The 21,778-nt window shown below is 69.3% G+C and carries 15 protein-coding genes, 1 tRNA gene and 4 pseudogenes; 10 read left to right on the forward strand and 10 right to left on the reverse strand.

Annotation, left to right across the window (positions count from 1 at the left end):
• Positions 1 to 84: 84 nt before the first annotated feature.
• A complete protein-coding gene (locus ACWGKQ_RS15845) occupies positions 85 to 831 on the forward strand; it encodes a cobalt-precorrin-6A reductase (protein ID WP_453292502.1) in 747 nt (248 codons plus the stop codon).
• Between the two features lie 13 nt (positions 832 to 844).
• On the opposite strand, the gene ACWGKQ_RS15850 is transcribed toward ACWGKQ_RS15845, so the two are convergent.
• The 3 genes from ACWGKQ_RS15850 to ACWGKQ_RS15860 form a co-directional block, all read right to left on the reverse strand.
• On the reverse strand, positions 845 to 2,926 hold the full coding sequence (locus ACWGKQ_RS15850; protein WP_453292503.1) for an MDR family MFS transporter: 2,082 nt from the start codon (positions 2,924 to 2,926) through the stop codon (positions 845 to 847).
• Between the two features lie 61 nt (positions 2,927 to 2,987).
• Positions 2,988 to 3,770, reverse strand: coding sequence for a precorrin-6A synthase (deacetylating) (gene cobF / locus ACWGKQ_RS15855; protein WP_453292504.1), 783 nt, complete (start codon positions 3,768 to 3,770; stop codon positions 2,988 to 2,990).
• 56 nt (positions 3,771 to 3,826) lie between these two features.
• Positions 3,827 to 4,348: a DUF309 domain-containing protein gene (locus tag ACWGKQ_RS15860; protein WP_453292505.1), complete on the reverse strand. Its 522-nt coding sequence runs from the start codon at positions 4,346 to 4,348 to the stop codon at positions 3,827 to 3,829.
• 108 nt (positions 4,349 to 4,456) lie between these two features.
• Between ACWGKQ_RS15860 and ACWGKQ_RS15865 the strand changes: the two genes are divergently transcribed.
• A tRNA-Pro gene (locus tag ACWGKQ_RS15865) sits at positions 4,457 to 4,530 on the forward strand.
• Here ACWGKQ_RS15865 and ACWGKQ_RS15870 read toward each other — a convergent pair.
• Together ACWGKQ_RS15870 and ACWGKQ_RS15875 are read right to left on the reverse strand one after the other, a co-directional pair.
• Positions 4,496 to 5,848, reverse strand: a complete 1,353-nt coding sequence (locus ACWGKQ_RS15870) for a hypothetical protein (protein ID WP_453292506.1) — start codon at positions 5,846 to 5,848, stop codon at positions 4,496 to 4,498. The two genes, ACWGKQ_RS15865 and ACWGKQ_RS15870, sit on opposite strands and share 35 nt — an antisense overlap.
• Complete coding sequence (locus ACWGKQ_RS15875) at positions 5,838 to 6,056, reverse strand: helix-turn-helix transcriptional regulator (protein ID WP_453292606.1); 219 nt, start codon at positions 6,054 to 6,056, stop codon at positions 5,838 to 5,840. The genes ACWGKQ_RS15870 and ACWGKQ_RS15875 overlap by 11 nt, the downstream gene beginning before the upstream one ends.
• 1,282 nt (positions 6,057 to 7,338) lie before the next feature.
• Between ACWGKQ_RS15875 and ACWGKQ_RS15880 the strand changes: the two are divergent.
• Together ACWGKQ_RS15880 and ACWGKQ_RS15885 are read left to right on the forward strand one after the other, a co-directional pair.
• A pseudogene (locus ACWGKQ_RS15880) lies at positions 7,339 to 8,061 on the forward strand (MFS transporter); the annotation flags it as partial.
• A 59-nt stretch (positions 8,062 to 8,120) separates the two neighbouring features.
• Positions 8,121 to 8,552: a hypothetical protein gene (locus ACWGKQ_RS15885; protein WP_453292613.1), complete on the forward strand. Its 432-nt coding sequence runs from the start codon at positions 8,121 to 8,123 to the stop codon at positions 8,550 to 8,552.
• Positions 8,553 to 9,064: 512 nt separating this feature from the next.
• Here ACWGKQ_RS15885 and ACWGKQ_RS15890 read toward each other — a convergent pair.
• Complete coding sequence (locus tag ACWGKQ_RS15890; RefSeq protein ID WP_453292607.1) at positions 9,065 to 9,283, reverse strand: IS3 family transposase; 219 nt, start codon at positions 9,281 to 9,283, stop codon at positions 9,065 to 9,067.
• Between the two features lie 105 nt (positions 9,284 to 9,388).
• Positions 9,389 to 9,763, reverse strand: a pseudogene (locus ACWGKQ_RS15895) (IS982 family transposase); the annotation flags it as partial.
• Here ACWGKQ_RS15895 and ACWGKQ_RS15900 point away from each other — a divergent pair.
• Positions 9,748 to 10,152, forward strand: a pseudogene (locus tag ACWGKQ_RS15900) (transposase); the annotation flags it as partial. The pseudogenes ACWGKQ_RS15895 and ACWGKQ_RS15900 sit on opposite strands and share 16 nt — an antisense overlap.
• Positions 10,153 to 10,786: 634 nt before the next feature.
• Here ACWGKQ_RS15900 and ACWGKQ_RS15905 read toward each other — a convergent pair.
• Entirely contained in the window at positions 10,787 to 12,478 is a 1,692-nt protein-coding gene (locus ACWGKQ_RS15905) for an acetolactate synthase large subunit (protein ID WP_453292507.1), read from the reverse strand.
• Between the two features lie 265 nt (positions 12,479 to 12,743).
• On the opposite strand from ACWGKQ_RS15905, the gene ACWGKQ_RS15910 reads away from it, so the two are divergent.
• Positions 12,744 to 13,082: a hypothetical protein gene (locus ACWGKQ_RS15910; protein WP_453292508.1), complete on the forward strand. Its 339-nt coding sequence runs from the start codon at positions 12,744 to 12,746 to the stop codon at positions 13,080 to 13,082.
• A 472-nt stretch (positions 13,083 to 13,554) separates the two neighbouring features.
• Here the strand turns inward: ACWGKQ_RS15910 and ACWGKQ_RS15915 are convergent, their stop codons facing one another.
• The gene (locus ACWGKQ_RS15915) at positions 13,555 to 16,647 is read right to left on the reverse strand and encodes a M48 family metalloprotease (RefSeq protein ID WP_453292509.1); all 3,093 of its coding nucleotides are present in this window, start codon (positions 16,645 to 16,647) and stop codon (positions 13,555 to 13,557) included.
• Positions 16,644 to 17,204 carry a hypothetical protein gene (locus tag ACWGKQ_RS15920; RefSeq protein ID WP_453292510.1) on the reverse strand — a complete coding sequence of 187 codons (561 nt, stop codon included), beginning with the start codon at positions 17,202 to 17,204 and terminating at the stop codon, positions 16,644 to 16,646. Before ACWGKQ_RS15920 ends, ACWGKQ_RS15915 begins: the two co-directional genes overlap by 4 nt.
• Before the next feature lie 465 nt (positions 17,205 to 17,669).
• On the opposite strand from ACWGKQ_RS15920, the gene ACWGKQ_RS15925 reads away from it, so the two are divergent.
• The 4 genes and pseudogenes from ACWGKQ_RS15925 to ACWGKQ_RS15940 all read left to right on the forward strand — a co-directional run.
• A complete protein-coding gene (locus tag ACWGKQ_RS15925) occupies positions 17,670 to 18,110 on the forward strand; it encodes a hypothetical protein (protein WP_453292511.1) in 441 nt (146 codons plus the stop codon).
• 128 nt (positions 18,111 to 18,238) lie between these two features.
• A complete protein-coding gene (locus tag ACWGKQ_RS15930) occupies positions 18,239 to 19,897 on the forward strand; it encodes a penicillin-binding transpeptidase domain-containing protein (RefSeq protein ID WP_453292512.1) in 1,659 nt (552 codons plus the stop codon).
• Positions 19,898 to 20,319: 422 nt separating this feature from the next.
• A complete protein-coding gene (locus tag ACWGKQ_RS15935; RefSeq protein ID WP_453292513.1) occupies positions 20,320 to 21,150 on the forward strand; it encodes a hypothetical protein in 831 nt (276 codons plus the stop codon).
• A gap of 102 nt (positions 21,151 to 21,252) precedes the next feature.
• Positions 21,253 to 21,747: pseudogene (locus ACWGKQ_RS15940) on the forward strand (MFS transporter); the annotation flags it as partial.
• Positions 21,748 to 21,778 lie beyond the last annotated feature (31 nt).

The following is a 21,778-nucleotide window of genomic DNA, read 5'->3' on the forward strand; positions in this document are numbered from 1 at the left end:
TGCCTGTGCTGTTCGGATGCCCATGCCCCCGCGGCACCCGGCCCCAGGGCGGTCCCGTCCACGGCGGACCCGTACGCTCGCCCCATGTCCCCGCACGTCCTGATCCTCGGCGGCACCGCCGAGGCCCGCCGTCTCGCCACCGAGTTGTCGGGGCGTCCCGGCGTCCGTGTCACGACCTCGCTCGCTGGCCGGGTCGCGCGGCCGGGCTCGTTGGCCGGCGAGGTGCGGATCGGGGGGTTCGGCGGGGTGGCCGGGCTCAGCGACTGGCTTCGCGAACAGGGCGTGGACGCGCTGGTGGACGCCACCCACCCCTTCGCCGAGACGATCACCGCGAACGCGGCCCGCGCCGCCCTGGCCACCGGTGTCCCCTCCGTCGTCCTGCGCCGTCCGGGCTGGCAGCCGGGCCCCGGCGACGACTGGCACCCGGTCCCGTCCCTGCCCGCGGCGGCCGCCGCCCTGCCCCGCTTCGGTCCCCGTGTCCTCCTCACCACCGGCCGGCTGGGCCTGGCCGCCTTCGCCCACCTGACGGACCGGCACTTCGTCGTACGGTCCGTGGAGCCCCCCGAGCCCCCCATGCCCCGGCACACCGAGGTTCTGCTGGCGCGCGGGCCGTTCACCGTCGCCGACGAGACCGCTCTGCTGCGCGGGAACCTGATCGACGTCCTGGTGACCAAGGACAGCGGGGGAGCGGCCACGGCCGCCAAACTCACGGCCGCGCGGGAGCTGGCGCTGCCCGTGGTCGTCGTACGGCGGCCGCCCCTGCCGGACGGCGTGACCGCGGTGCCGGATGTCGCCGGCGTACTGGAGCGGCTGGGGCTCGGGCCCGCGTGATCCGCCTGGGGCGTCAGCTCGTCCTGGCGGCCGGCGTCAGGTCCGCCGTGTGCTCGGACAGCCCGTCGGTGAGGTCCTCGACCAGCAGCCGCTTGCCGATGGTGTCGACGGCGGCGCGCAGGTCGGCACCCGAGGGACGGCCGAGGTCCTGCTGGACGCGGTCCCTCAGCCAGCTGCCCCAGGCCTCGCCGAGGACCTGGGCCTCGTGGTCGCCGGCCGCGGTGAGGGACAGGAAGGAGCCGGTGCGGGTGAGGCAGCCCTCGTCGACCATCCGGTCGAAGACGGGCAGCAGCACCTCCGGGGGCACCCGGCGGCGGGCGGCGATCAGGCCGAGGTTGCCGTGGCCGACCAGCCGGGTGTGCAGTTCGACCTGCATCACGGCCCAGGCACCGGCCACGTCCAGCCGGGTGCCGGACTCGCGGATGATGCGGCGCGCGGTCTCCAGGTCCGCCCGGCCGATGATCTTCGCCACGGCCGCCTCCAGCACCCGCTGCGAGTCCGGCCCGTGCGGCGAGGCGAACCCCTCGCCCATGTCGGTGGAGCCGAGCCGCGCGCTGTCCCGCAGCTGGACCTGCTTGAGGAACAGGGCCACCACGAACCCGACGGCCGCGACCGGCACGGTCCACAGGAACACGGTGTGGATGGTGTCGGCGTACGCCTGGATGATCGGCTCGGCGGCGGGTGCGGGCAGCCGATGGAGGCCTTCGGGGCTGGTGGACGCTTTGGCGATGACCGCCGGGCCCAGGTCGCTCGCCCTGGTGGCGGCTGCGACCCCGTCCGCCAGGTTCGGCTTCAGCGCGTTGGTGTAGATCGTCCCGAAGACGGCCGTACCGAACGAACTGCCCAGCGTACGGAAGAAGGTGACGCCGGAGGTCGCGGTGCCCAGGTCGGTGTACTCGACGGTGTTCTGCACGGCGATCGTCAGCACCTGCATGCACAGGCCGATGCCGGTGCCCAGCACGAACATGTACAGCGACTCCAGCCAGGCCCCGGTGCCCGGCCCCATCCGCGACATCAGATAGAGGCCGGCGCCCATGACCGCGGAGCCGATGATCGGGAAGAGCCGGTACTTGCCGGTCTTGCTCACCACGTTGCCGCTGAAGACCGACGCGATGAGCAGGCCGATCACCATCGGCAGGGTCCGTACCCCCGAGATCGTCGCCGAGTCGCCGTCGACGTACTGGAGGTAGCTCGGCAGATAGGTCATCGCGCCGAGCATCGCGAAGCCGACGATGAAGCTGAGGATCGAGCAGACCGTGAAGACCGGGTTGCCGAACAGCCGCATCGGCAGCATCGGTTGCTCTGCCCGGGTCTCCACCCAGCAGAACAGCGCGAGCGCCACCACGCCGCCCGCGAACAGGCCGACGATGGTGCCCGAACCCCACGCGTACTGGTTCCCGCCCCAGCTCGTCGCCAGGATCAGCGAGCTCGCGCCGACCGCGACCAGCGCGATGCCCAGGTAGTCGATGACCGGCTTCGCCGCCGACTTCACCACCGGGATGGTGCGGGCGGCGGCGGCCACCACGACGATCGCGATGGGCACGTTGACGTAGAACGCCCAGCGCCACGACAGGTGGTCGGTGAACAGCCCGCCGAGCAGCGGTCCGATGACGGTGGCCACGCCGAACACCGCGCCGATCGCACCCTGGTACTTGCCGCGCTCCCGCAGCGGGATCACGTCGGCGATCAGGGCCATCGCGGTCACCATCAGCCCGCCCGCGCCGATGCCCTGCATCGCCCGCCAGGAGATCAGCAGCGACATATTGGTGGCGAGGCCGCACAGGAACGAGCCGGTGATGAAGACGATCGCCGAGACCTGGAAGACCACCTTGCGGCCGAACAGGTCGCCGAACTTGCCGACCAGGACGGTCGCCACGGTCTCCGCGAGGAGGTACGAGGTGACCACCCACGACATGTGCGCGGCACCGCCCAGGTCCGACACGATCGTCGGCAGCGCGGTGCCCACGATCGTCTGGTCCAGAGCCGCGAGCAGCATCCCCAGCATGATCGTCACGAAGACGACATTGCGCCGGCGCGCGTCCAGCACGGGCGGCTGGGACGCGTCGGGCGGCGCTGATTCCTCGGTCACCGTCACGAGGTCACTGTCACACCGGTGGGCTACCCCTGCATACCCGGCGGCGCCGTCTGAGTGAGGGTCAGCTCTCCTTCGGGTCCCCGGGGTGGCGGCGCAGCAGATACGTGTCCATGATCCAGCCCTTGCGCTCCCGCGCCTCGGCTCGCAGCCGCTCGATGCGCGGACCGGCCTCGGCGATCGGACCGGAGACCAGGATCTCGTCCGGAGTGCCTATGTAGGCGCCCCAGTAGATGTCGATGTCCTGGTCCGCGTACCGCCGGAAGGCCTGGTGGGCGTCGAGCATCACCACCACGTCGTCCACACCTTCCGGCAGCCCCTCGGCGAGCCGCCGCCCGGTGGTGATCTGCACCGGGCGGGCCACCCGGTTCAGCCCCGTGCGGTGCCGGGCCACCAGCGCCGACACACTGCTGATCCCCGGCACCACGTCGTAGTCGAAGGCCACCGCACCCCGGGCCAGCACCTCCTCCAGGATCGCCAGCGTGCTGTCGTACAGCGCCGGATCGCCCCACACCAGGAAGGCGCCGGTCTGCTCCGCGCCCAGCTCCTCGCGGATCAGACGCTCGTAGATGTCCGCGCGGGCGCTGCGCCAGTCGCCGACGGCCGGCGAGTACGCACCGCCGCCCGCGGCCCGGTCCCGCTCCGGGTCCCGCGCCTCGACCAGCCGGTAACCGCCGTCCGGTATGTGTGTGTCGAGCATGTCCCGGCGCAGCTGGGTCAGGTCGCTCTTGACCTCGCCCTTGTCGAGGAGGAAGAACACGTCCGTACTCTTCAGCGCCCGGACCGCCTGAAGGGTGAGCTGGTCGGGGTCGCCCGCGCCGATACCGATGACATGAATCTTTCGCACGCCCCCGAGTCTGCCCCATGCCACTGACAGCGGGTCACCCACGGGTCACCCCGGTGCTACCGGGAGCCGCGCAGCCGAGGCGCCTCGCCCTTCGCCTCGACGCTCCCGGCACCGCCCTCCACCCGCCCGGCCAGCTCCCGCGCCCACCGCGCGAGCCCGTCGACATCGATCCCGTACGGCCGCGGCTCCCCGCCCCCGGCCGCCCACTCCTCGACCGCACCCGCGCCGCGCCGCAGCAGCCGCGCCCCGCCGGCCACGTTCCCGCGGGCCGCGTGCGTGAGCCCCACCGCCAGCTGGGCCAGCCCCCGCCACAGCGTCCGCTCCGCCGCGGGCCCCGACTTCCAGGCGTCCTCGAACACCTCGTGCGCGTGGAACGGCTTCCCGGCGTCCAGCAGCGCCTGGGCCTCGGCGACCGTCTCCTCCGGGGTCCGCACGACCCCCTCGGGCTGCCGCTCGACGCCCGGTGCGCCGTACGGCAGCGGCCGCCCCAGCCCGTCGCGCGGCCGCGCGTTGCGCGCCCGCCCCTCGGTGTCCCGGTCCCGTGCCCCTGTCCCCGCGTCTGTCCCGGCGTCTTCCATACGGCCGATTGTCCCCCTCCTCACCGCCCCGCCCGCTTTCCGGCCGCCCGTGCACGTGGGGTAAGGTGCTGTTCGCGCGATCACGCGGGCCACCGCGAGTGAGCGCACCGGGACGTGGCGCAGCTTGGTAGCGCACTTGACTGGGGGTCAAGGGGTCGCAGGTTCAAATCCTGTCGTCCCGACTGGAGACAGTCGCAGGTCAGGGCCGGTTTCGGAGGTATCCGAAACCGGCCCTTGATCATTCTTGGGGACCAGTTGGGGACCGGCGTCCTTGACCGGGGTCAGCGGGTCACAACGATCGGGCTCGGCAGCGAGCGCGGTGCGCGCAGCACGCTGAGGTGCGCGGAGAGCGCCGCTCCGGCGGCCGTGATCTTGTGTACGTCGGGGTGCAGGTAGCGCTGGGTGGTGGGCAGGGAGCCGTGGCCGGCGATCCGGCGGAGGACGTGTACCTGGACTCCGGCGTCGGCGAACCAGGTCAGTCCGGTGTGCCGGAGGTCGTGGCGGCGTAGGTGCTCGTAGCCGAGCTTGGTGACCACGTCGTCCCAGTGTGTGGCGTCGCGCAGGACGGCGGTGGAGATGCGTCCGCCGCGCGGGCCGGTGAACAGGCGGGCATCCGGATTCGGGCCGGCGGACAGGACGCGCTGGGCGACGAGGGGACGGATCTCCTTCGACGATGGGGACTTTGCGGGCCCGCTTGCCCTTGGTGCCCTTGTCGGTCAGCCTGCCGGGCGCGGGTGTGGTCTGGCGCCGCACGGTCCAGGTCCACTGGTTGGTGTCGATGTCCCCGACGCGGCAGCCTGAGACCTCGCCGATCCGTGCGGCAGTGCACGCGGCGAAGACGACCACGTCTCCCCAGCCGTGGTACTGGTCGTGGGAGGCGGCAACGAGCGCGTCGGCCAGTGCGAGGAGGGTCTCCCAGTCGGGCAGGGCCAGCGCGCGTGGGTCGTGGAGTTCGTCCTCGGCCTGCTTGTAGAGCTTCTGCCAGCCGGTCACCCGGGCGGGGTTGACCTTGATGATGCCGTCGCGGACTGCCTGCTCCATGACGCGGACCAGGACGGCGATGGTGTTCTTCACCGTGGAGCGGCTGTGCTCGTCGGCGATCCAGTTCTGCACGGTGCGGTCGATGACACCGTTGGTGATCATCCGCACCGCGAGGTGGCCCAGGGCGGGGACCACGAGCATCCGCCACCCCGCCAGGTAGGGGTCCAGTGTTTTCAACTCCAGGCCGCGCAGGGCGAGTGCCATGTTCGCTTCGCCGTATTCGGCGAGCTTCATGGTGGCCAGCGACGGGCTCAGGCCGGCCTCTGCGGCCTCGATGATGGCCTGGAGCCATTCCTGGGCCTCTTCTTCGCTGTCCTTTCCCTCGGACAGTGACTGGCGGCGCTTACTGGTCGGATCGGTCCACCGGACACGCGCCCGATACGGAGTGGGGCGGTCAGGACGGTATTCGATATCGGTCGAGAGCCGGACACCGACAGGAATGTTGGTCTTATCGGCCATTGAGTCCCTTGGTCGGGACGGTACGTCGGTGGCGCAGCCATTCCTCGACGTCAAGGGCGCTGTACATGACGACGCGTTCCGAGACCGTGACGAATGGCGGCCCCTGGGGTGGCTGGGCAGTGCGCCAGCGGCGCAGGGTTGAGGCGTCGACTCTCAGGCAGGCAGCGAGGTCACTGGTTGAATACCAGGCGCTGGTGAGGAGAGGCACTCGGCCATCAGGTGATACGGCATGATGGTGAGCAACTGCAGGGTCCGCTGTGGACTCCTTCTCGCGATGCGGTTCGGCGTTGGCAATGGTTGCTATCGGTTCATTGAGCAATCGCGGCTATTCTCCGGGGAGTACGGAACACTAGACGGATCTGCGGAAGAGTCCAGAGACGGACAGCACAGTTCGCGAACGGAGAACACGCGGCGGATTTCCAGCAGGCAGCGGCGACGTGCCTTCGCCATCGCTTCGATCTGTGGTTGTGCTCGGGTGCGGATGTTGGTGCATTAATCGTCTCCGGAAACGCCGGTTTGGCTAACCGGCGTTTCCGGGCTATGTTGCCGCCGAGTCGGACGGCGGTAGGCGGTCATTCGGATGTTTCACTGCCATGTCCATTGACGCAGCCGGAAGTCCCAGGAGGGTCCCGCAGGACTCCTGCCGTCGACGGCCGGTCTTTCGCTGCTACGCAGGGTGAGTGGGGGCTGGGAAGCGACAGGACCGGGAACCTGAGTGCCAGGATAATGACGCTGGGCCTATGAGCCCATTCCCTGCTGGACCGAGGCCCGTTGACCGTCATCTGGAGCAGTGGGACGCCGGCACGGGATGACGTCCCGCCGAGTGGTGTATCAGCGATCACGTCTATCGCCTTGTCCGTACCATGGTGCTGGTCGATGGACTGCTTGAGAGCGGCAAGATCGGCCCGTTACGACTTGGGTGCCCGGGCGCGAGCGGTTTCCGGAGATACCGAAGGGTGCCGAGGGTGGGCGCCCCTCTGCGCGGGGCTGTTCGTTCCTGATGGTCAGTTGTCCCGGAAGAGACCAGTGAACGCGGTGACCTGCCGCGATGAGTGACCTGAGGTCGCTGACCTGCGCGAATGACCTTTCGGCTATTTCACGTTCGTGCCGCTTGATGGGGCCGGAAGTCCCAGGAAAGTCCCAGGGGACTCCCACTGCTGACGGGTGCCTTTCGGCTCTGTACGGCAGTACGTGCCGTCGAACGCCTCGTTTCCAGCGAGGGCGGTGGAGCCTGGATGTCGCGTGACTGGCGTTCGGCCGATGCCTTGCGGGATGGTGGGGCCCTGATGATCGACGACGACCCTGCGGTCGCTGGTGGCAGTGAGCCGGCATTGCCAGCCAGCCCTCGGACGCCCTACAGCGAGAGGCCCGTCGCGCTGGCCCGGCGGGCGAAGTCCACACATCTCCGGGGTCGATGCCCAGTACGGCTGGTCCGCCTGGCAGCCGAGTCGCGGCGTTCGCTGAGCGAGTACGTGGAGAGCGACGAATAGGTGAAGTTAGGCCCACTTCAGCATGGTGCGTTCCGGTGGTTCTTCGCAGGCCGCTGTGTCTCCCTTCTGGGCACCTCCATGGCTCCTGTGGCACTCGCCTTCGCGGTGCTCAACTCCTCGGACAGCGCGAGCGATCTGGGCGTGATCCTGGCTGCCCGGAGCGTACCTATGGTGCTCTTCCTGCTCGTGGGCGGTGCAGTCGCGGACCGATTCTCCCGCAGCGTGGTGCTGGTGGTCTCGAACCTCGGGACTGCCCTCACACAAGGCATGGTCGCCTGCTTGCTCATATCTGGAACCTACGACCTGGCCGCGATCGCCGCCTTGGAGTTCCTGAACGGCACGCTCACGGCGTTCACTTCCCCGGCCATGCGTGGCGGCGTTCCCCAGCTGGTGGGCGACACAGAGAGACAACGGGCGAATTCGCTCCTCGGATCCGCCAGGAACGCTATCTCGGTGACGGGTCCGGTGGTGTCCGGTGTCGTGGTCACGGCCTTCGGCGGAGGATGGGCCATCGCCTTCGACGCCGCGACCTATCTCGTGGCGGCGTTTTGCATGGCCCGCCTCCAGCTGCCCCAGCAGGCAGCGAGCAAGCCGTCGACGCTCCTGCAGGACCTCCGTGAGGGGTGGGGCGGATTCCTCGCACTGACCTGGGTACCCGTGATGGTGGCCGCATTCGCGGTCATCAACTGCGTCTACGTCGGCGTCTGCAATGTCCTCGGGCCGACAATCGTCAAGGCGTCAATCGGCAGCACCTCATGGGGTGTGGTGCTCGGGCGATCGGGGTGCTGCTCGCGAGCGCGGCCATGTACCGGATCGCCGTACGGCGGTTCCTCAGGACGGGGCAGGTGTGGCTCTCCCTGGGTGCTATTCCCCTGGTCGTCCTGGGCTTGCACGGCGGCTTCCTCTGGCTTCTGCTGGCTGCATTCGCGGCTGGCCTGGGCGAGGGAGTCATGGGTATCGGCTGGGAGACCTCCCTCCAGGAGAACGTGCCCACGGCCATGCTGTCGCGGATCGCGGCCTACGACGACCTAGTGTCCTTTGTCGCTGTTCCCGTCGGGCAAATCGCCGTTGGCCCGCTCGCCATGGCATTCGGTGACACTCGCGTGGCAGTGGTGGGCGGAATCGTCTTTGGTGTGACATCGCTCCTACCTCTCCTGTCCGCCTCGGTGCGGCAGCTGGAGCAGCCGCAGAAACCCCAAACCGCGGACGTTTAAACCCCTGCGGCCCACGGCGCCCCGGTAGAGAACGGTCGGACGCCTGGACACTGCCTTCGATGCCTGGAACCGGACCAGCCCGGCCACGCCGAACTGACGGGCCACCGGCAGCTGCGCGTTGAATCCGCCACGGCTGTCCGCGTCCGAGTGGTGTACCAGACCGGTGAACTGGTCGTTGGGCAGGTAGCCGCGTTGCACTGGGCTTGTTCGACCACGTCCAGGACGAGGCTCGTGTGCCTGCTTGTTGATGCTTTCCAGCCCGGTATCTGCCGGGAGAAGGCATCGCCGCAGAACGCGACTTGGACGGTGCTGGCCCAGCAGGGCAGGTAGATGAAGTCCGCCGCCCACAGCCGGTGCGGGCCAGCCGCACGGAAGTCGCGATTGACCGGGTCGCCCGCGCGCCGGCCGTCCTTGCCCGGCAGCGTGATGCGGACCTTGCGGCCCCGCACCGCTCCGGCCAGGCCCTCGGCCCGCATCAGACGCTCGACCGTGCAGCGGGCCACCGGTATGCCCTAGCGTCGCAGCTGGTGCCAGACCTTGCGCACCCCGTAAACCCCGTAGTTCGCCTGGTGAACCCGCCGGATCTCGGCGGTCAGTTCAGCATCGCGCGGTGACCGGACCGCAGGCGGACGGCGCCTGGCCGCGTAGTACGTCGAGGAGGCGACGGTCGGGGTGCGGCAGATCGGTTCGACGCCGAACCGGCCACGGTGAGCGTCGATGAAACGGATCAGCGCGGCGGCCGGGGGTCGAGCTCCGCTAGACGATCAAGTCTGATGTCCTCAGTGATCGAATGCGACCAGCGACCGCATGATCGGCGCGCCGATCATGCGGTCGCGTCAGATCGCGGCGGCCATTGCGAGGATGCGCTGGGCGACGCGGACGGCGACGCCCTCGAAGGTGCGGCCGCCGTGCTGCTCCAGGTCCAACTGGCCCTTCAATGTGTCGTTCACCGACTCGATCAGCTGCCGCACCGACTTGAGCAGTCCCTCGCCCTTGCGCTTCCTCTCCCGCTTGAACGACGGGCGCAACAGGGTGATGCCGCGCAGGGCGAGGTCGTTCTCGAACTCCTTGGACGCGAAGCCCTTGTCGGAGATGAGCAACAGCTGCGGTCGGTCAGCCACGAGGCCGGCATCGATGTCGAGCATGGCCTGGAGCACCTTGCGCTCGTCGAGTTTCGGGTTGGCCAGGGCCCACAGGATTGGCATCCCGGCTCGTGGAACGGCATGCCCCGCAGCTGTTTGACGTGGTGAGGATCGGCCCGGACACGGCGGTCACGTTGCTGATCACGGTGGGGGACAACCCGGAACGGCTCGACAGCGAGGCGTCGTTCGCCGCGCTGTGCGGGGTCAGCCCTGTCGAGCGTTCCTCGGGACGCCGGCAGTTCCGTCGCCTAAACCGCGGCGGCGACCGGCAGGCCAACGCCGCGCTCCACCGCATCGTGTTCACCCGCTTGAGGGTCGACCCGCGCATTCAGGACTACTACGAGCGCCGAATCAAAGAGGGTAAGACCCGTCGCGAAATCGTCCGTTGCCTCAAGCGCTATGCGGCCCGGGAGGTCTTCCACCTGGTCAGACAGCCACAGTCAGGACCCCGCTCATAGGGGCTGTGTGACACCTGACAGTACGACGAAGCCCTGCCTGTCTGCTCCGGCAGGGCTTCGTCGTGCGGCTGGTCAGGATGGATTGGTGCTCGTGCTGGCGGCTCCGTTGTACTCGGGCTCACCGCTTTCGTGTACGCGGAGGAGCGAGGCGGTGACGACGCGGGCTGCGTGGCCGATCAGCAGCGCGTGGCAAGGGAACTCCCGCGACGCACAAGGTCGTAGTCCTTCGATCTCGACATGCCGTACGCCTGGGCTGCGTCCTTGACGCTCGCGGTACCACTCCAGGTGGCACGTATACGCTCGGGGCTGAACGGCTCGTGCTGCAATTCGCTGTTCTGGTTGGGCTTTCCTGTCAGCAGTGCCTTTCGGGTTCGGTTGCTTCCGAGGTAGTGGGGAAGCGAGGAGACGCGGTGGACTGCCAATAATCCGAGGGATCACCGGTTTCGGTAAGCGGCCATGGACGCCTGCCCTGCACCGCTCCGCGTTGTCTCCAGGGGGTCCCGATGACGCATCATGTGGAGTGCGTCGCCATCCTTGAACCGGTCGGGAAGGATGTCTGACCTGTGCGGTGTGCCCTTACGGGCGATATCCTGACGCTCATTTTGCGCTCCCCTTCAGGGTGGCCGACTGGGTGTCAGAACGGGCCGTGGAGATTTCCCAGTCTGTCGGTCAGGCGCAGGTTCTCGGAGTAGTCGACGGGACAGGCGATCACGGAGACCGCGTCGTCGTCGAGAGCACGGCGCAGCACGGGCAGCAGTTGGTCGGCGGCCTCGACAGCGTAGCCGCGTGCGCCGAAGCTTTCGGCGTAGGCGACCAGGTCGGGGTTGGTGAACCGGGTGTGGCTGTGCCGGCCGAGTTCGAGTTCCATCTTCCAGGTGATCAGGCCGTATTCCTCGTCCACCAGGACGAGGACGACCAACGGGATGCGTTCGCGGACGGCAGTCTCCAGTTCCTGGGAGTTCATCAGGAAGGAGCCGTCGCCCATCACGGCCAGGACTCCGCGGTCCGGCTGGGCGAGCTTGGCGGCGATGGCGCCCGGCAGCGCGAAACCCATGGTGGACAGGCCGTTGGAGACCAGACAGGTGTCCGGCTCGTACGTCGGGTAGAGACGGGACATCCACATCTTTCCGGCGCCGGTGTCGGCGAGGACGATGTCGTGGCGGTCCAGGGCGGTGCGGACATCGTGCACCACGCGCTGCGGCACCACGGGGAATGTGTCGTTGTCGCGTCCGTACTGGAGCTCTTCGTCTAGCAGCGTCCGGATCTTCGCGCTGCTTCCCGAGTCGTAGGTGAGTCCTTCCGGCAGCGCTGCCGCGAGTGCGTCCAGCGCCTGCGAGGGGTCTCCTTCAACGCCCACGGCGACCGGGAAGTGAGCGTCGACCTCGGCGGGAAATCGGTGCACGTGAATGATCCGTTTGTCGCCGTTCGGGTTGATCTTGGCAGGGTCGAACTCCTGGATCTCGTAGCCCACGCAGAGCAGCACGTCAGCGATGTCGAAGCCGAAGTTGCCGTAGTCGTGGCGCATGAAGCCGACCGCGCCAAGGGCGTTCGGGTGGTCGTCGGGGAAGACGCCCTTGCCGTGGAATGTGGTCGCGACCGGGATGTTCAGCCGCTCGGCGAACCGCACCAGGGCGGCAGAGGCCCGGGCTCTGGCAGCCCCATGACCGGCCAGTATGACGGGGTGTTGAGCTGTGGCAAGCACCTCGGCCGCCCGCGTGATCTGCGTGGGCGAGGGCGCGTCGGCGCGCACCGTGTCGATCTGCAGGGGTGTGAGTGGCCCTGCGGGACGTTCGGCCTCGATGTCCTCCGGCACCGCCAGGAACACGGCGCCGGGGCGTTCGCTCTGCGCGGTCTTGAACGCCTTGCGGGTCATCTCGGGCACCGCGTCCGGACACTCGACGCGGGCCGCCCACTGGGTAACCGGAGCGAACATCGACACCAGGTCGATGACCTGGTGGGACTCCTTGTGGATGCGCCGCAGCGACCCCTGTGCGGCCAGGGCCACCATCGGCGCGCTGTTGGTCATGGCGTCCGCGGTGCCGAGCAGCAGGTTGATCGCACCAGGTCCCAGCGTGGCCGAGCACACTCCGGCCCGGCCGGTCAGCCGCCCGTAGATCTCCGCCATGAACGAGGCGGCCTGCTCATGGCGTACCAATACGTACCGGATCCCGGAGCCGTTCAGCGCGTCGACGAAGCGGATGTTCTCCTCGCCGGGAATCCCGAAGACGTACTCCACGCCCTCGGCCCGCAGGCAACGCACCAACAGGTGCGCCACGTCCTCCACAGCAGCCGTGTCCTGCGAGTCGTTCGCGCCTTCGGTATCCATGAGACGAACGTAGGCACGCCCCGCCTGCCCCGGCCACTCGTCCGCCGCCGACCGAGGCGGCCTCGCCGCGGATTCGTCTCTCATGACTCCCCGTTCTCGTTTTCCGACCTCTCCTGTCCGATCGATTGCGAGCGTTCGGGGACCACTGGGCCATATGTCCCGCCAGGAATGCTGAGTGGCACGTCCGTCACGCCGCCCGATCCTGGCCCGGAGCGGATGCAGAACAGGCCAGGGCAGCGGGCGTCCCGGAGCGGGGTGGGCGGCCGTGGACCAGGACGGCAGCACTCATCCGCCGGAGCCCGCCGACAGACCGGTGATCGGCACCATGCACGGCCCGGTGATCAGCGGGAGCGGCCGCGGGGAACTCCGCAGGGGCCAGCCCTGCTGCGGCACTGTGGTGACGCCTATTGTGGTGCGGCGAACGCAGGGAGTCGGCACAGTGATCGGTATGGAACTCCCGCCTGATGCCGTGCTCGTCTTTGACCAGGACGACGATCTGATTGCCTTCGAGTCGTTCGTGCACGCGACGAACTACCTTGAGGCGATGGACGTGTCGGATGGCGAGTACACGGCTACTCGCCGGACGGTGGAGTACTGGCACTGACCGCTCCCGAAGGCCCAGAGGGTTCAGTCGCCCTGACCAGGACCTGTAGGGGCGACCTGGTAGATCTGGAACGGAGAGTGGCCCGCTACTGGCAACTCCACCAGGCGGGCCACACCCCGCTTGACCCGCAACAGACAGCGCGTTTCCTGATCGATGCGGGCAGTCGTCCCCGGAGGGGACGGCTGAGCCGGATCAGCGGCCCGATGAGACGCAAACAGCCCCGGCGGTGAGCCGGCATCGCCGCTCCGGAATCACTTGACCGAGCAGGACGACGGCAGCCGGTGAGGGCGAGGAAGTGTTGGGCCCCGCGGCCGCGGCGGCGGGGCAGGTGGCGGCCGGGTTCGTCGGCAGGCGTGCTTCACCGACCGTGTCGGGAAGAGAGGCCGTGGCGGCCCGGGGATCAGCAGGACGCCATGCCGTTGGTCCGATCCGCACCGACCTGCGGGGGAGCGCGGTCGGTGTTCAGCCGCGGTCAGTTCTCTCCCCCGGGCTGTCGAAGGAGTGTTAGCTCGTACGGTGAGTCGGTCGCCGACGACGTGGGAGACAGGTGCGCGGTCCTGCCCGCGCAGGTGTAGTGGTCGGGGGTGAAGGTCGCGGTGAGTTTCTCGTGGACGAGGTAAGTTCCGGCCACTTGGAGTGTGAGCCGGCCGGGACGGCGTACGGCCGAACCGTAGTAGCCGATCGAGCCGTTCGCGGTCCGGTAGTGGGTGGTGACACTGCCGCTCGCGCGCAGGACCACGGGGCGGCCGTGGAGAGTCGCCGTCTCCCGGGCCCCGTTGCCGTAGTCGATGACCAAGGTGCCGTCGGACCGGAACGTCCACGTGCCGCCCTCGCCCGTCAGCCGCACCTGGCTTTCCTCGATGCGCACGCGCTGTCTGGCCGGGGACACATGCCAGCTTCCGAGGAGGCATGGGTCGTTCTTCCCGTCGGATGAGCCGGATGCGTGGGACGAGCCGGGTGAGGTGGGGACGTCCTGACCGCTCTGGCTGGCGCGTGGGGCCGCGATGGGGGCCGCAGGTCGCCAGATGCGGTAGTCCTGTGGGATCCCCGCGGCCGCGCCCGCGAGGGGAAGCGCTGCCAGGAGCGCGAGGGACGGCGGCAGGAGCCTGGGGCAGCGGCGGAGTATGTCCCCGTGCGCGGTGTCCGGTCGTCGCCGACGGCGTGCGGCAAGTGCCCCGACCGCGGTGCCGAGCAGTGCGCCGGGTACCGCGGCGACCACTCCCCAGGCGACGATCTCGTGCAGATGCATCGCCGCATAGGCATCAGGCAGGAATGCCCTTGTACCGCAGGTGTGCGGAGCGATGCCGGTGGTGGCGACGCACAGGCGGGTCCCGTGGCTGATGTAGAAGCCCACCGTGCCGAGAACCGCGGTGACGGTCACCGCCAGCGGAACCAGTACGGGCCGCAGCCGGTGGCAGACGAGCGCGGTCCCGGCCGCCGCGGCCGCCTGGAGCAGGGCGGTGACCGCCAGGTACGTGTCCGCGTGCACGACGGAGAAGGACAAGAAAAGGGTTCCGAGGACGGCCGACGGGTCGGAGGCCCGACGGACCTCCGGCGGCAACACGTCTCGGGCGGCGTAGGGCAGGGCGACTCCGGCCGCGATGGCCGCGAGTCCCATGATCGCGCCGACAACCAGAGCTCTTCGGGTGTACGGCGGAGCGGGGGACTCCCGCCGTCGGCCGGCCAGTAGCAGCGGGACCGCCCAGACGAGGACGAGCCCGACCGGTAGGAGGGGGGTGGCGCGGACGAGCACCAGGGGGTAGTAGAAGTAGGCGTCGGCGAGTCGACCGGTGAGGGCGGTGTACCAGCCGATCGTCCTGCCGGCGGCGGGCACGGCATCGACGGTCGTCATCGTGAGGCCGGCCGGGTACCACGCGTGGGCTTGCCACGCTGCGAGAAGGGGCCCCCAGACGACCCCGGCGGTGGTGATGATCACGCGTCTCCGGGCCCGGGGCGTTCCGTCGGATCCCCGCGAAGGGAGGCGGCGGTACACCGACCGCGTCCACAGGGCGAGCGGGAGCAGGATCGCCAGGTGGACGAGACCGATCAAGGCGTACTGGCCCAGTACCGGGGTGAGCGCCGTCATGTCGGCCGCGACCAACGAGAACGGCTGGCTGCCCACCACCCCGGCCGTGAGTGCGGCCGGCAGGAGGAGGACGTCACGTCCTGAACGGACCACGGTCGTCTCGGGCCTCCCGTGACCGCGATCGCTCGCCGCGACCAGGGCCGAGGCCAGTGCCAGGGCCAGCACGACGCCGAAGGGCAGCGCCAGCAGCACCAGCCCGACGGTGACGTAGCGTCCCGCGGCGTTCCCGGTGAGCAACGCGAGATCGTGGAGGGCGAGTCCGGCCAGGAGACCGAGACCGGTCATCTCCCAGGCCCCGGTGCGCAGCAGTCCCGCGGAGTCGTTCATCGCCGCGACCCGCCGCTCGGGACTGGGATGGGTTCCGACGCGGGCCGACCAGCGCAGCCACCTGGCCGGGATCCGTGGCCACGCCGTACGCGCGGGCGGCCAGGGGAGGGCGGCCACCACACGGGGCAGCGAAGCCCGGGTGGCGTCCCACGTGTGCGCGATCGTGTCGGCGTGCAGTTCGCGTGCGCGCAGGATCATGTTCCTGGCGAGGTAGGCGGTGGCGCTCAGTACCGCCAGGGCGACCAGCCGCTGCGCCGGCTTGTCATCGGCGCTCGGCAGCGCGACGCCCTGCAGCCCGCTTCGGGCGATCGACAGCGCCCGGGGATACAGGGGCAGCAGCACGCAGGGCGCGAGTGCCGTGGCGACGAACGCCCACCAGAGCGCGACGGTCAGATAGGTGCGTCCGACGTCGCGATGGTGATGGTGGGCCAGTTCGTGCCTGACGACGGCGCGGAAGCCGCCCCGGTCCAGGTCGTAACGGATCAGCAGCCCCATGTCGATACAGACCCGGGGGCGTCCCGGCAGGCCGTACGCGCGGCCGCCGGCCGTGGTGGCGTACGGGTCGATCAGCCAGAGGGGGGAGCGGGACAGGCCGGCGTCGCGGGCGAGCCTGTCCAGTTCTTCGAGTACGTCGGCGTTCTCGTCCCCGGTCAGCTGGACCTTCCTGGACCATCGCGGTAGCGGGACGCTCCCGACCGGTCTCCACCACGGGGCCGACCCGTTGCCCAAGGCAGGCCGCCGGCTGATCCGCGGCCACCAGGGGTGGAGCGTGTAGAGGAGAAGGGCGACAGCCACCTCGACCGTGAGCCCGGCCGCGATCCAGCCGGTCTCGTGCAGGAGGTACGGCCGCTCGCAGGCGTTCGCCATCGCGGTCTGCGTGTTCAGACGAGCGCTCGGCTCCGTGATCCAGGCGGTCGCCGGAGCGATCCGGGCCATGCAGGGGCGGACCGAGTGCCGGAAGAGCCGCTCGGTGGATGGCAGCGCCGGGCACACCACACTGAACGCCACGACACTCGACGCCAGAACCGCGGCGACCAGGATCGCGAACCGCAGGTCCGTTCTGGCCCGCAGGGACGGTCCCGGCACTGCCGCAGGACGGGACGGGACCGTGCGGGGAGCGTCGTCGCCGACGGCCCTGGTGCCTGCGGTCACCGTGGTGTCTCCCCGGCCAGCCCGTCGCCCACCACCGCCGCGGCCATGAGTTCCGCCCTGTCCTGCGACATGCCCCCGTGGCGCATCAACGTGTGCGTCACGATCCGCCGTACCTCGCGCCACTGCTCGGGAGCGAGGCACAGCGCCTCGCCGGCCTCCCCTGCCGCACACGCCGAACCGGAGCCCGGCGCCCCCTCTTCGGCGGAGGTTCCGGCGGGCGAAGGGGCGAACATCTTGCGGATGAGTCCGCGCGACGCACCGACCGCCTTGTCAGCCAGGTACGTCCCCACAGCTGACGCCGCGGCCAGGAACACGGGGGTCAGCAACTCCTGAGTCCCCGGCATGCCGAATCCCAGAGGTCCGCCTCCGCGCGCCCCGGTGCCGGGTGCCAGCGCCCGTTCCGGATCACTGAAGTAGGCCGCGCACAGCATGTCGAACGCCCGGCGTTCGGCCGCGACCTGCTCCGGTACCACGGCGGCGGCCCGGTCGAGCATTCCCCGCGCCGCATCCGCCACCTCCGCAGATGCGGAGTCGTACATCTGACGTGATGCCTTCACGTCGCCCCCTGAAGAGAGTTGCTGCGAGACCTCGCAGCCGTTCCCCCAGGCGGGCCGCCTGCTCGGCTCCTAGAGAACTTGACGCTACGAGGCGGCACGATAGAACGTCACGAACAAGTGCAAAACGGCCATGTTGTGCGCCGCGATGATGTACAGGACTCCCGGAATCCATGCCGGGCCGCCGCTGCAGGGAGCGGGTCCCAAAGCCGACAGGGTCACTTTGGCGAACACCGGACTCTCATGTGGACCAAGGGGTTGCTCTCCGTCTCGTCGAGCCTGCCGCCGGCTGACCAGGGCGAGATTCGCACCACTGCGTCGAGGAGGAAGCCCGTCGGCGAGGGCGCCACCCCGTGGGCATCGGCTGTCCTGGGACTCGGGCCGCCTGTCCCGACCGCGGAGCCACGGACTCGGCCGGGTGGGCCAACTAGCCTTTCAAATAGGAGAGTTGACGCCACGATGGTTGTCATGGCCTGGGACTGGACAGCGTCTGCGGCGACCGGGGTGGCCGCTGTGGCCGGTGTTTTCTTCACTTGGCTCGCCGGTGCGCAGGGGCGAGACCAGGTGGAGCGGCTGGCCCGCCATACGGAGGAGACGGCCAGGAAGCAGCAGCTTGTGCACGAACGCCGGGACGCCTATTTCGCCCTGCTCCGTGTCGGGGAACTGAACCTGCGGCGTCGGCGGTACGCGCGCCGTGGGATGCAGGCGGAGCTGGAGCAGACCTATGCCACAGGTGTGCGGGTGCAGATGGAGATGGACGCGGTCATCGCTGTGGAGACCTACGGCAGCCCGGAGGCGCGCAGGCTGCTGAGGGAATGGGGTGACGCTGTGACCCGTGATGACGAGCAGGGGATGCGTGCCGCCTATCAGGCCATGAACGACCTCGCGCGGCAGGAGTTGGCGCAGTGAGGCTCCCCGAGCCTGCGCGGGCGCACTTCTTCCGGCCGACCTGGGCATGTCGGACGGCTTGACGGTCCGGTAACGATCCGTCCAAAGGAACGCTTGCATAGTGCAAATAAGCATTATGATCCGCCGATATGAAGAGAGCTGTGAAGATCGGGATGGTCGGCGCGTGTACGGCCCTGGCCGTCGTCGGGGGGATCGGCGCCTACAACGTCGTGCAGTCGCTGTCCTCCGGGTCGGCGCGGAACGGCGAGACCAAAGTGGCGCGTGGTTTCGACCCGGCGGCTGTGTCGAGCGAGCCGCCATCGGATGCAAAGGCCGTCACGCTGGCCCGGGCGTTCCTCGACAGCTGGGCCAAGCAGCAATTCGGCCAGGCGGCGCGCCGCACCGACGCATCGACCACGGCCGCTTCGGCCCTGCGTGGATACACGGACGGCCTGCACCTGACGTCGCTGGCCTTCAAACAGGTCACCTCGGCGGGTCCGTCGACGGTGACGGCGGGTGCCACCAAGGTCACCTTCGACGTCACGGCCCGGGTGGCGGGCGGCACCTGGACCTACGCGAGCGCGGTGGCCGTACGGCAGAGCACCAACGGCCAGTTGGCGGTGCACTGGAACAACTCGGTGCTTTATCCCGGCCTGGACGACGACCAGTCGCTGACCGCGGGCAAGCTGCCCGCGGGCACGACCCCGGCCGAGGTCGTGGCGAGCGATGGCAGGACGGACCTCGCCCGGTTCTCGTCCCTGCGCGACATCGTGGCGACGACCCGCAAGAACGCCACGCCCACCGGCGGCAGTCCCGGCACAGGGGTTGCCGTGGTGGACGTGGGCGGCAAGGGCGTCAGGACACTGCGGGTCTTCACCAAGGGCAAGGCCCCTGTCATCAGAACGACCATCGATGCGTCCCTCCAGGCGGTGGCCGAGGACGCGGTGACCGATGCGCATCTCCAGGGCAAGCCTGCCGGGACGGTGGCGCTCGACTGGCGAACCGGTCACATCCTTGCGCTCGCCCACACCGGCGCGGATGGCGACATCGCCATCGACGGCATCAAGTCACCGGGGTCCACCATGAAGATCATCACGTCGGCGGCCCTGTTCGACCAGGCGGGCATGACGCCGAACAGTCCGGCCCCGTGCACGGACTCGCTGACGGCCAACAGCCAGGTGTTCCACAACGATCCGGGCGTGACGGCCAACCCGGCCTCCACGGTCGCCCAGGCGTTCACGGTGTCGTGCAACACCGCCTTCATCAAGGACGGTTTCCACTACCTCGTGCACGACGGGGACGCCTCCGCTCTGCATGACGAGGCCGTCAATGTCTTCGGCATGGGCAGCTGGTCCATCGGCGGCGGGGTCGCCACCACCGACCCGAGCATCCCGCCGGACGTTCAGGGCGGCGACCAGGCGGCCCAGTTCATCGGGCAGGGCAAGGTCACGGCCACACCGCTGTTCCTGGCGTCTGTGGCGGCCACCGTCCGGGGAGTCGGCTTCCAGCAGCCGGTCATCCTGCCCGGCCAGCACCAGGACACCGCGCCCCGGTCCATCTCCGCGCGCACGGCCGGCTACCTGCAGTCGATGATGCGCACCGTGGCCACCAGCGGCACCGCCGCGCCGAGGCTTAGCGGTCTGGCGGGTGTCGGAGCCAAGACCGGCACTGCGGAGGAGGGCGACCACACCAACGGCTGGCTGACCGCGTACAACTCCAGCATCGCCGTCGCCGCCCTGGTCGAAGGCGGCAGCTCCGGTGTCGACTCCGCCGGATACGTCGTCCGGCACCTGCTCACCAGGAGCTGATGTACCGACGACCATGCCGAGGTGCTTGGGGACACCGTCGTCGTTGCGCACCGTCATGCTCAGCGAGCCGTCACCCCAACGATTGAGGTGTGCGACGGCATCTGTGATCGTCATGTCGACGTCGGCGACCTCTATGGATATGGCCCGGGCCGCCGGTGGACACACGTGCGGAGACGTCGGCATGAGGGGAGGAGGGGCTGTTCGTGCACCCTGCTGCCAGGACGGCGAGTGTGACGGAGAGGGATGCTGCGAGAGGAATACGGCCACGCGACGATGTGCCCGTCATCTTTGCAGTACGCCAACACCGGTTCGGGAGACGGCCGCCGCCTCGGCTGTCCGAGCCGGATGCCAGAATGCGGCTCTCGGGCCAAAGGGCGCATCAGCCGCCGGGCGGCACGGACACCGACGGAGTGGGGGGTGCCATGGGACTGGCCATGTGCCCGTTGTGCAGTGACGACGAGGACATCGAACTGGTCCGTACCCTGGACGACGGACGCCGGGTCGTGAAGCACCGGTGCGGCTACGCGTGGGAGCACGGCGAGCCCGCTCTTCCGAAAGGGGAACAGGCCCACTCCTTCGGAACGCTCAAGGCCCGCTTCCCGAAACCCGACGATGTCGACCCCCAGTGGTGGGAACGGGCGGCCCGGCTCAAGGCGCAGTACCTGGCCACCAAGCCCGACTTCGACCCGCAGGTCGCCGCCTACTGGGCGAAGTACCAAAAGATCTTCTCCCCTGACGGGCTGCAGACCAGTGACCTCAGAGCCCTCAAGGACTTCGCCAACTCCGATGTCGGAGCCCACCCCGGCAACCAGGCCACCTTCAACTCCGCCTGGAACCTCATGGGCGACGTGGCGGCAGGGGAGTCGACCCGCAAGACGATCGAGTACCTCCTGTACGGGCCCGACGACATCCCCCTGGAAGACCGGCTCCAGCATCTGCTGGCCGGCGTGAAGCCGTTCGCCATGACCGGCTTCAAGGAGGCGCTTCTCACCAGGGTTCTGTGCGTGGTGCAGCCCGAGCGGTTCCTGTCGATCCTCAAGTACACGACGGAGGCGGGCGGGAAGCGCGAGATAGCCAGGGCGGTCTACGGACTCGAACTGCCGGCACCCGAGTCGGTGAACTGGACCCTCGGTCGGCTCATCCTCTGGAGCAACGACCTCCTGCACACGCTCGTCGGCGGGGGTTTCGCCAACCAGCAGCACTCCGCCGCGTTCCTGTGGTGGGCCAAGGACCAGCCAGGAGGATTCGGATAGGCCGGCCGTCGCGCGGACGCCTACGTTGACCGTCTTGGTCCTTGTCTAGGGTATTGGCAGTCGTTGCCGATTGCTGGCCGAGCCTGCCACCGCGGTCACTGCAGCCTGCTGGGGGAAGGAGCGGCAGCCGACTGGGCCGCCGTGCACGTGCACGCCCTGCACGCCGGTACGGCCCTCGCCGCGAGTGCCTTCGCCCTCTACAGCACCGGCATGGCCATCGGCCGGCTGACCGGCGACCGGCTCACGACCCACTTCGGCGCCCCCATCGTGGTCCGCGCCGGCGCACTGCTCGCCGCCACCGGACTGGCCGCCGGCGTCCTCGCCGACACCGTGCCGGCAGCACTGGCCGGCTGGACGGTCTTCGGGCTCGGCCTGTCCGGCACCGTCCCCTCCCTGATCACCGCCGCCGGAACCCACGGTCCAAGGGCCGTCGCCACGGTCTCCGTCACCGGCTACCTCGGCCTGCTCACCGGCCCCGCCCTCATCGGTGCCCTCGCCAGCATCACCACCCTGCCCACCGCCCTGCTGCTGCCCGCCCTCCTCGCAGCAGCCCTCGCCGCCCTGGCCCACCGCGCCCTGGAGAACACCACCCCTTGACCCACCCCACGAGCCCCGACGCCGTCATCCT

Source organism: Streptomyces sp. NPDC054770, from assembly GCF_053611985.1.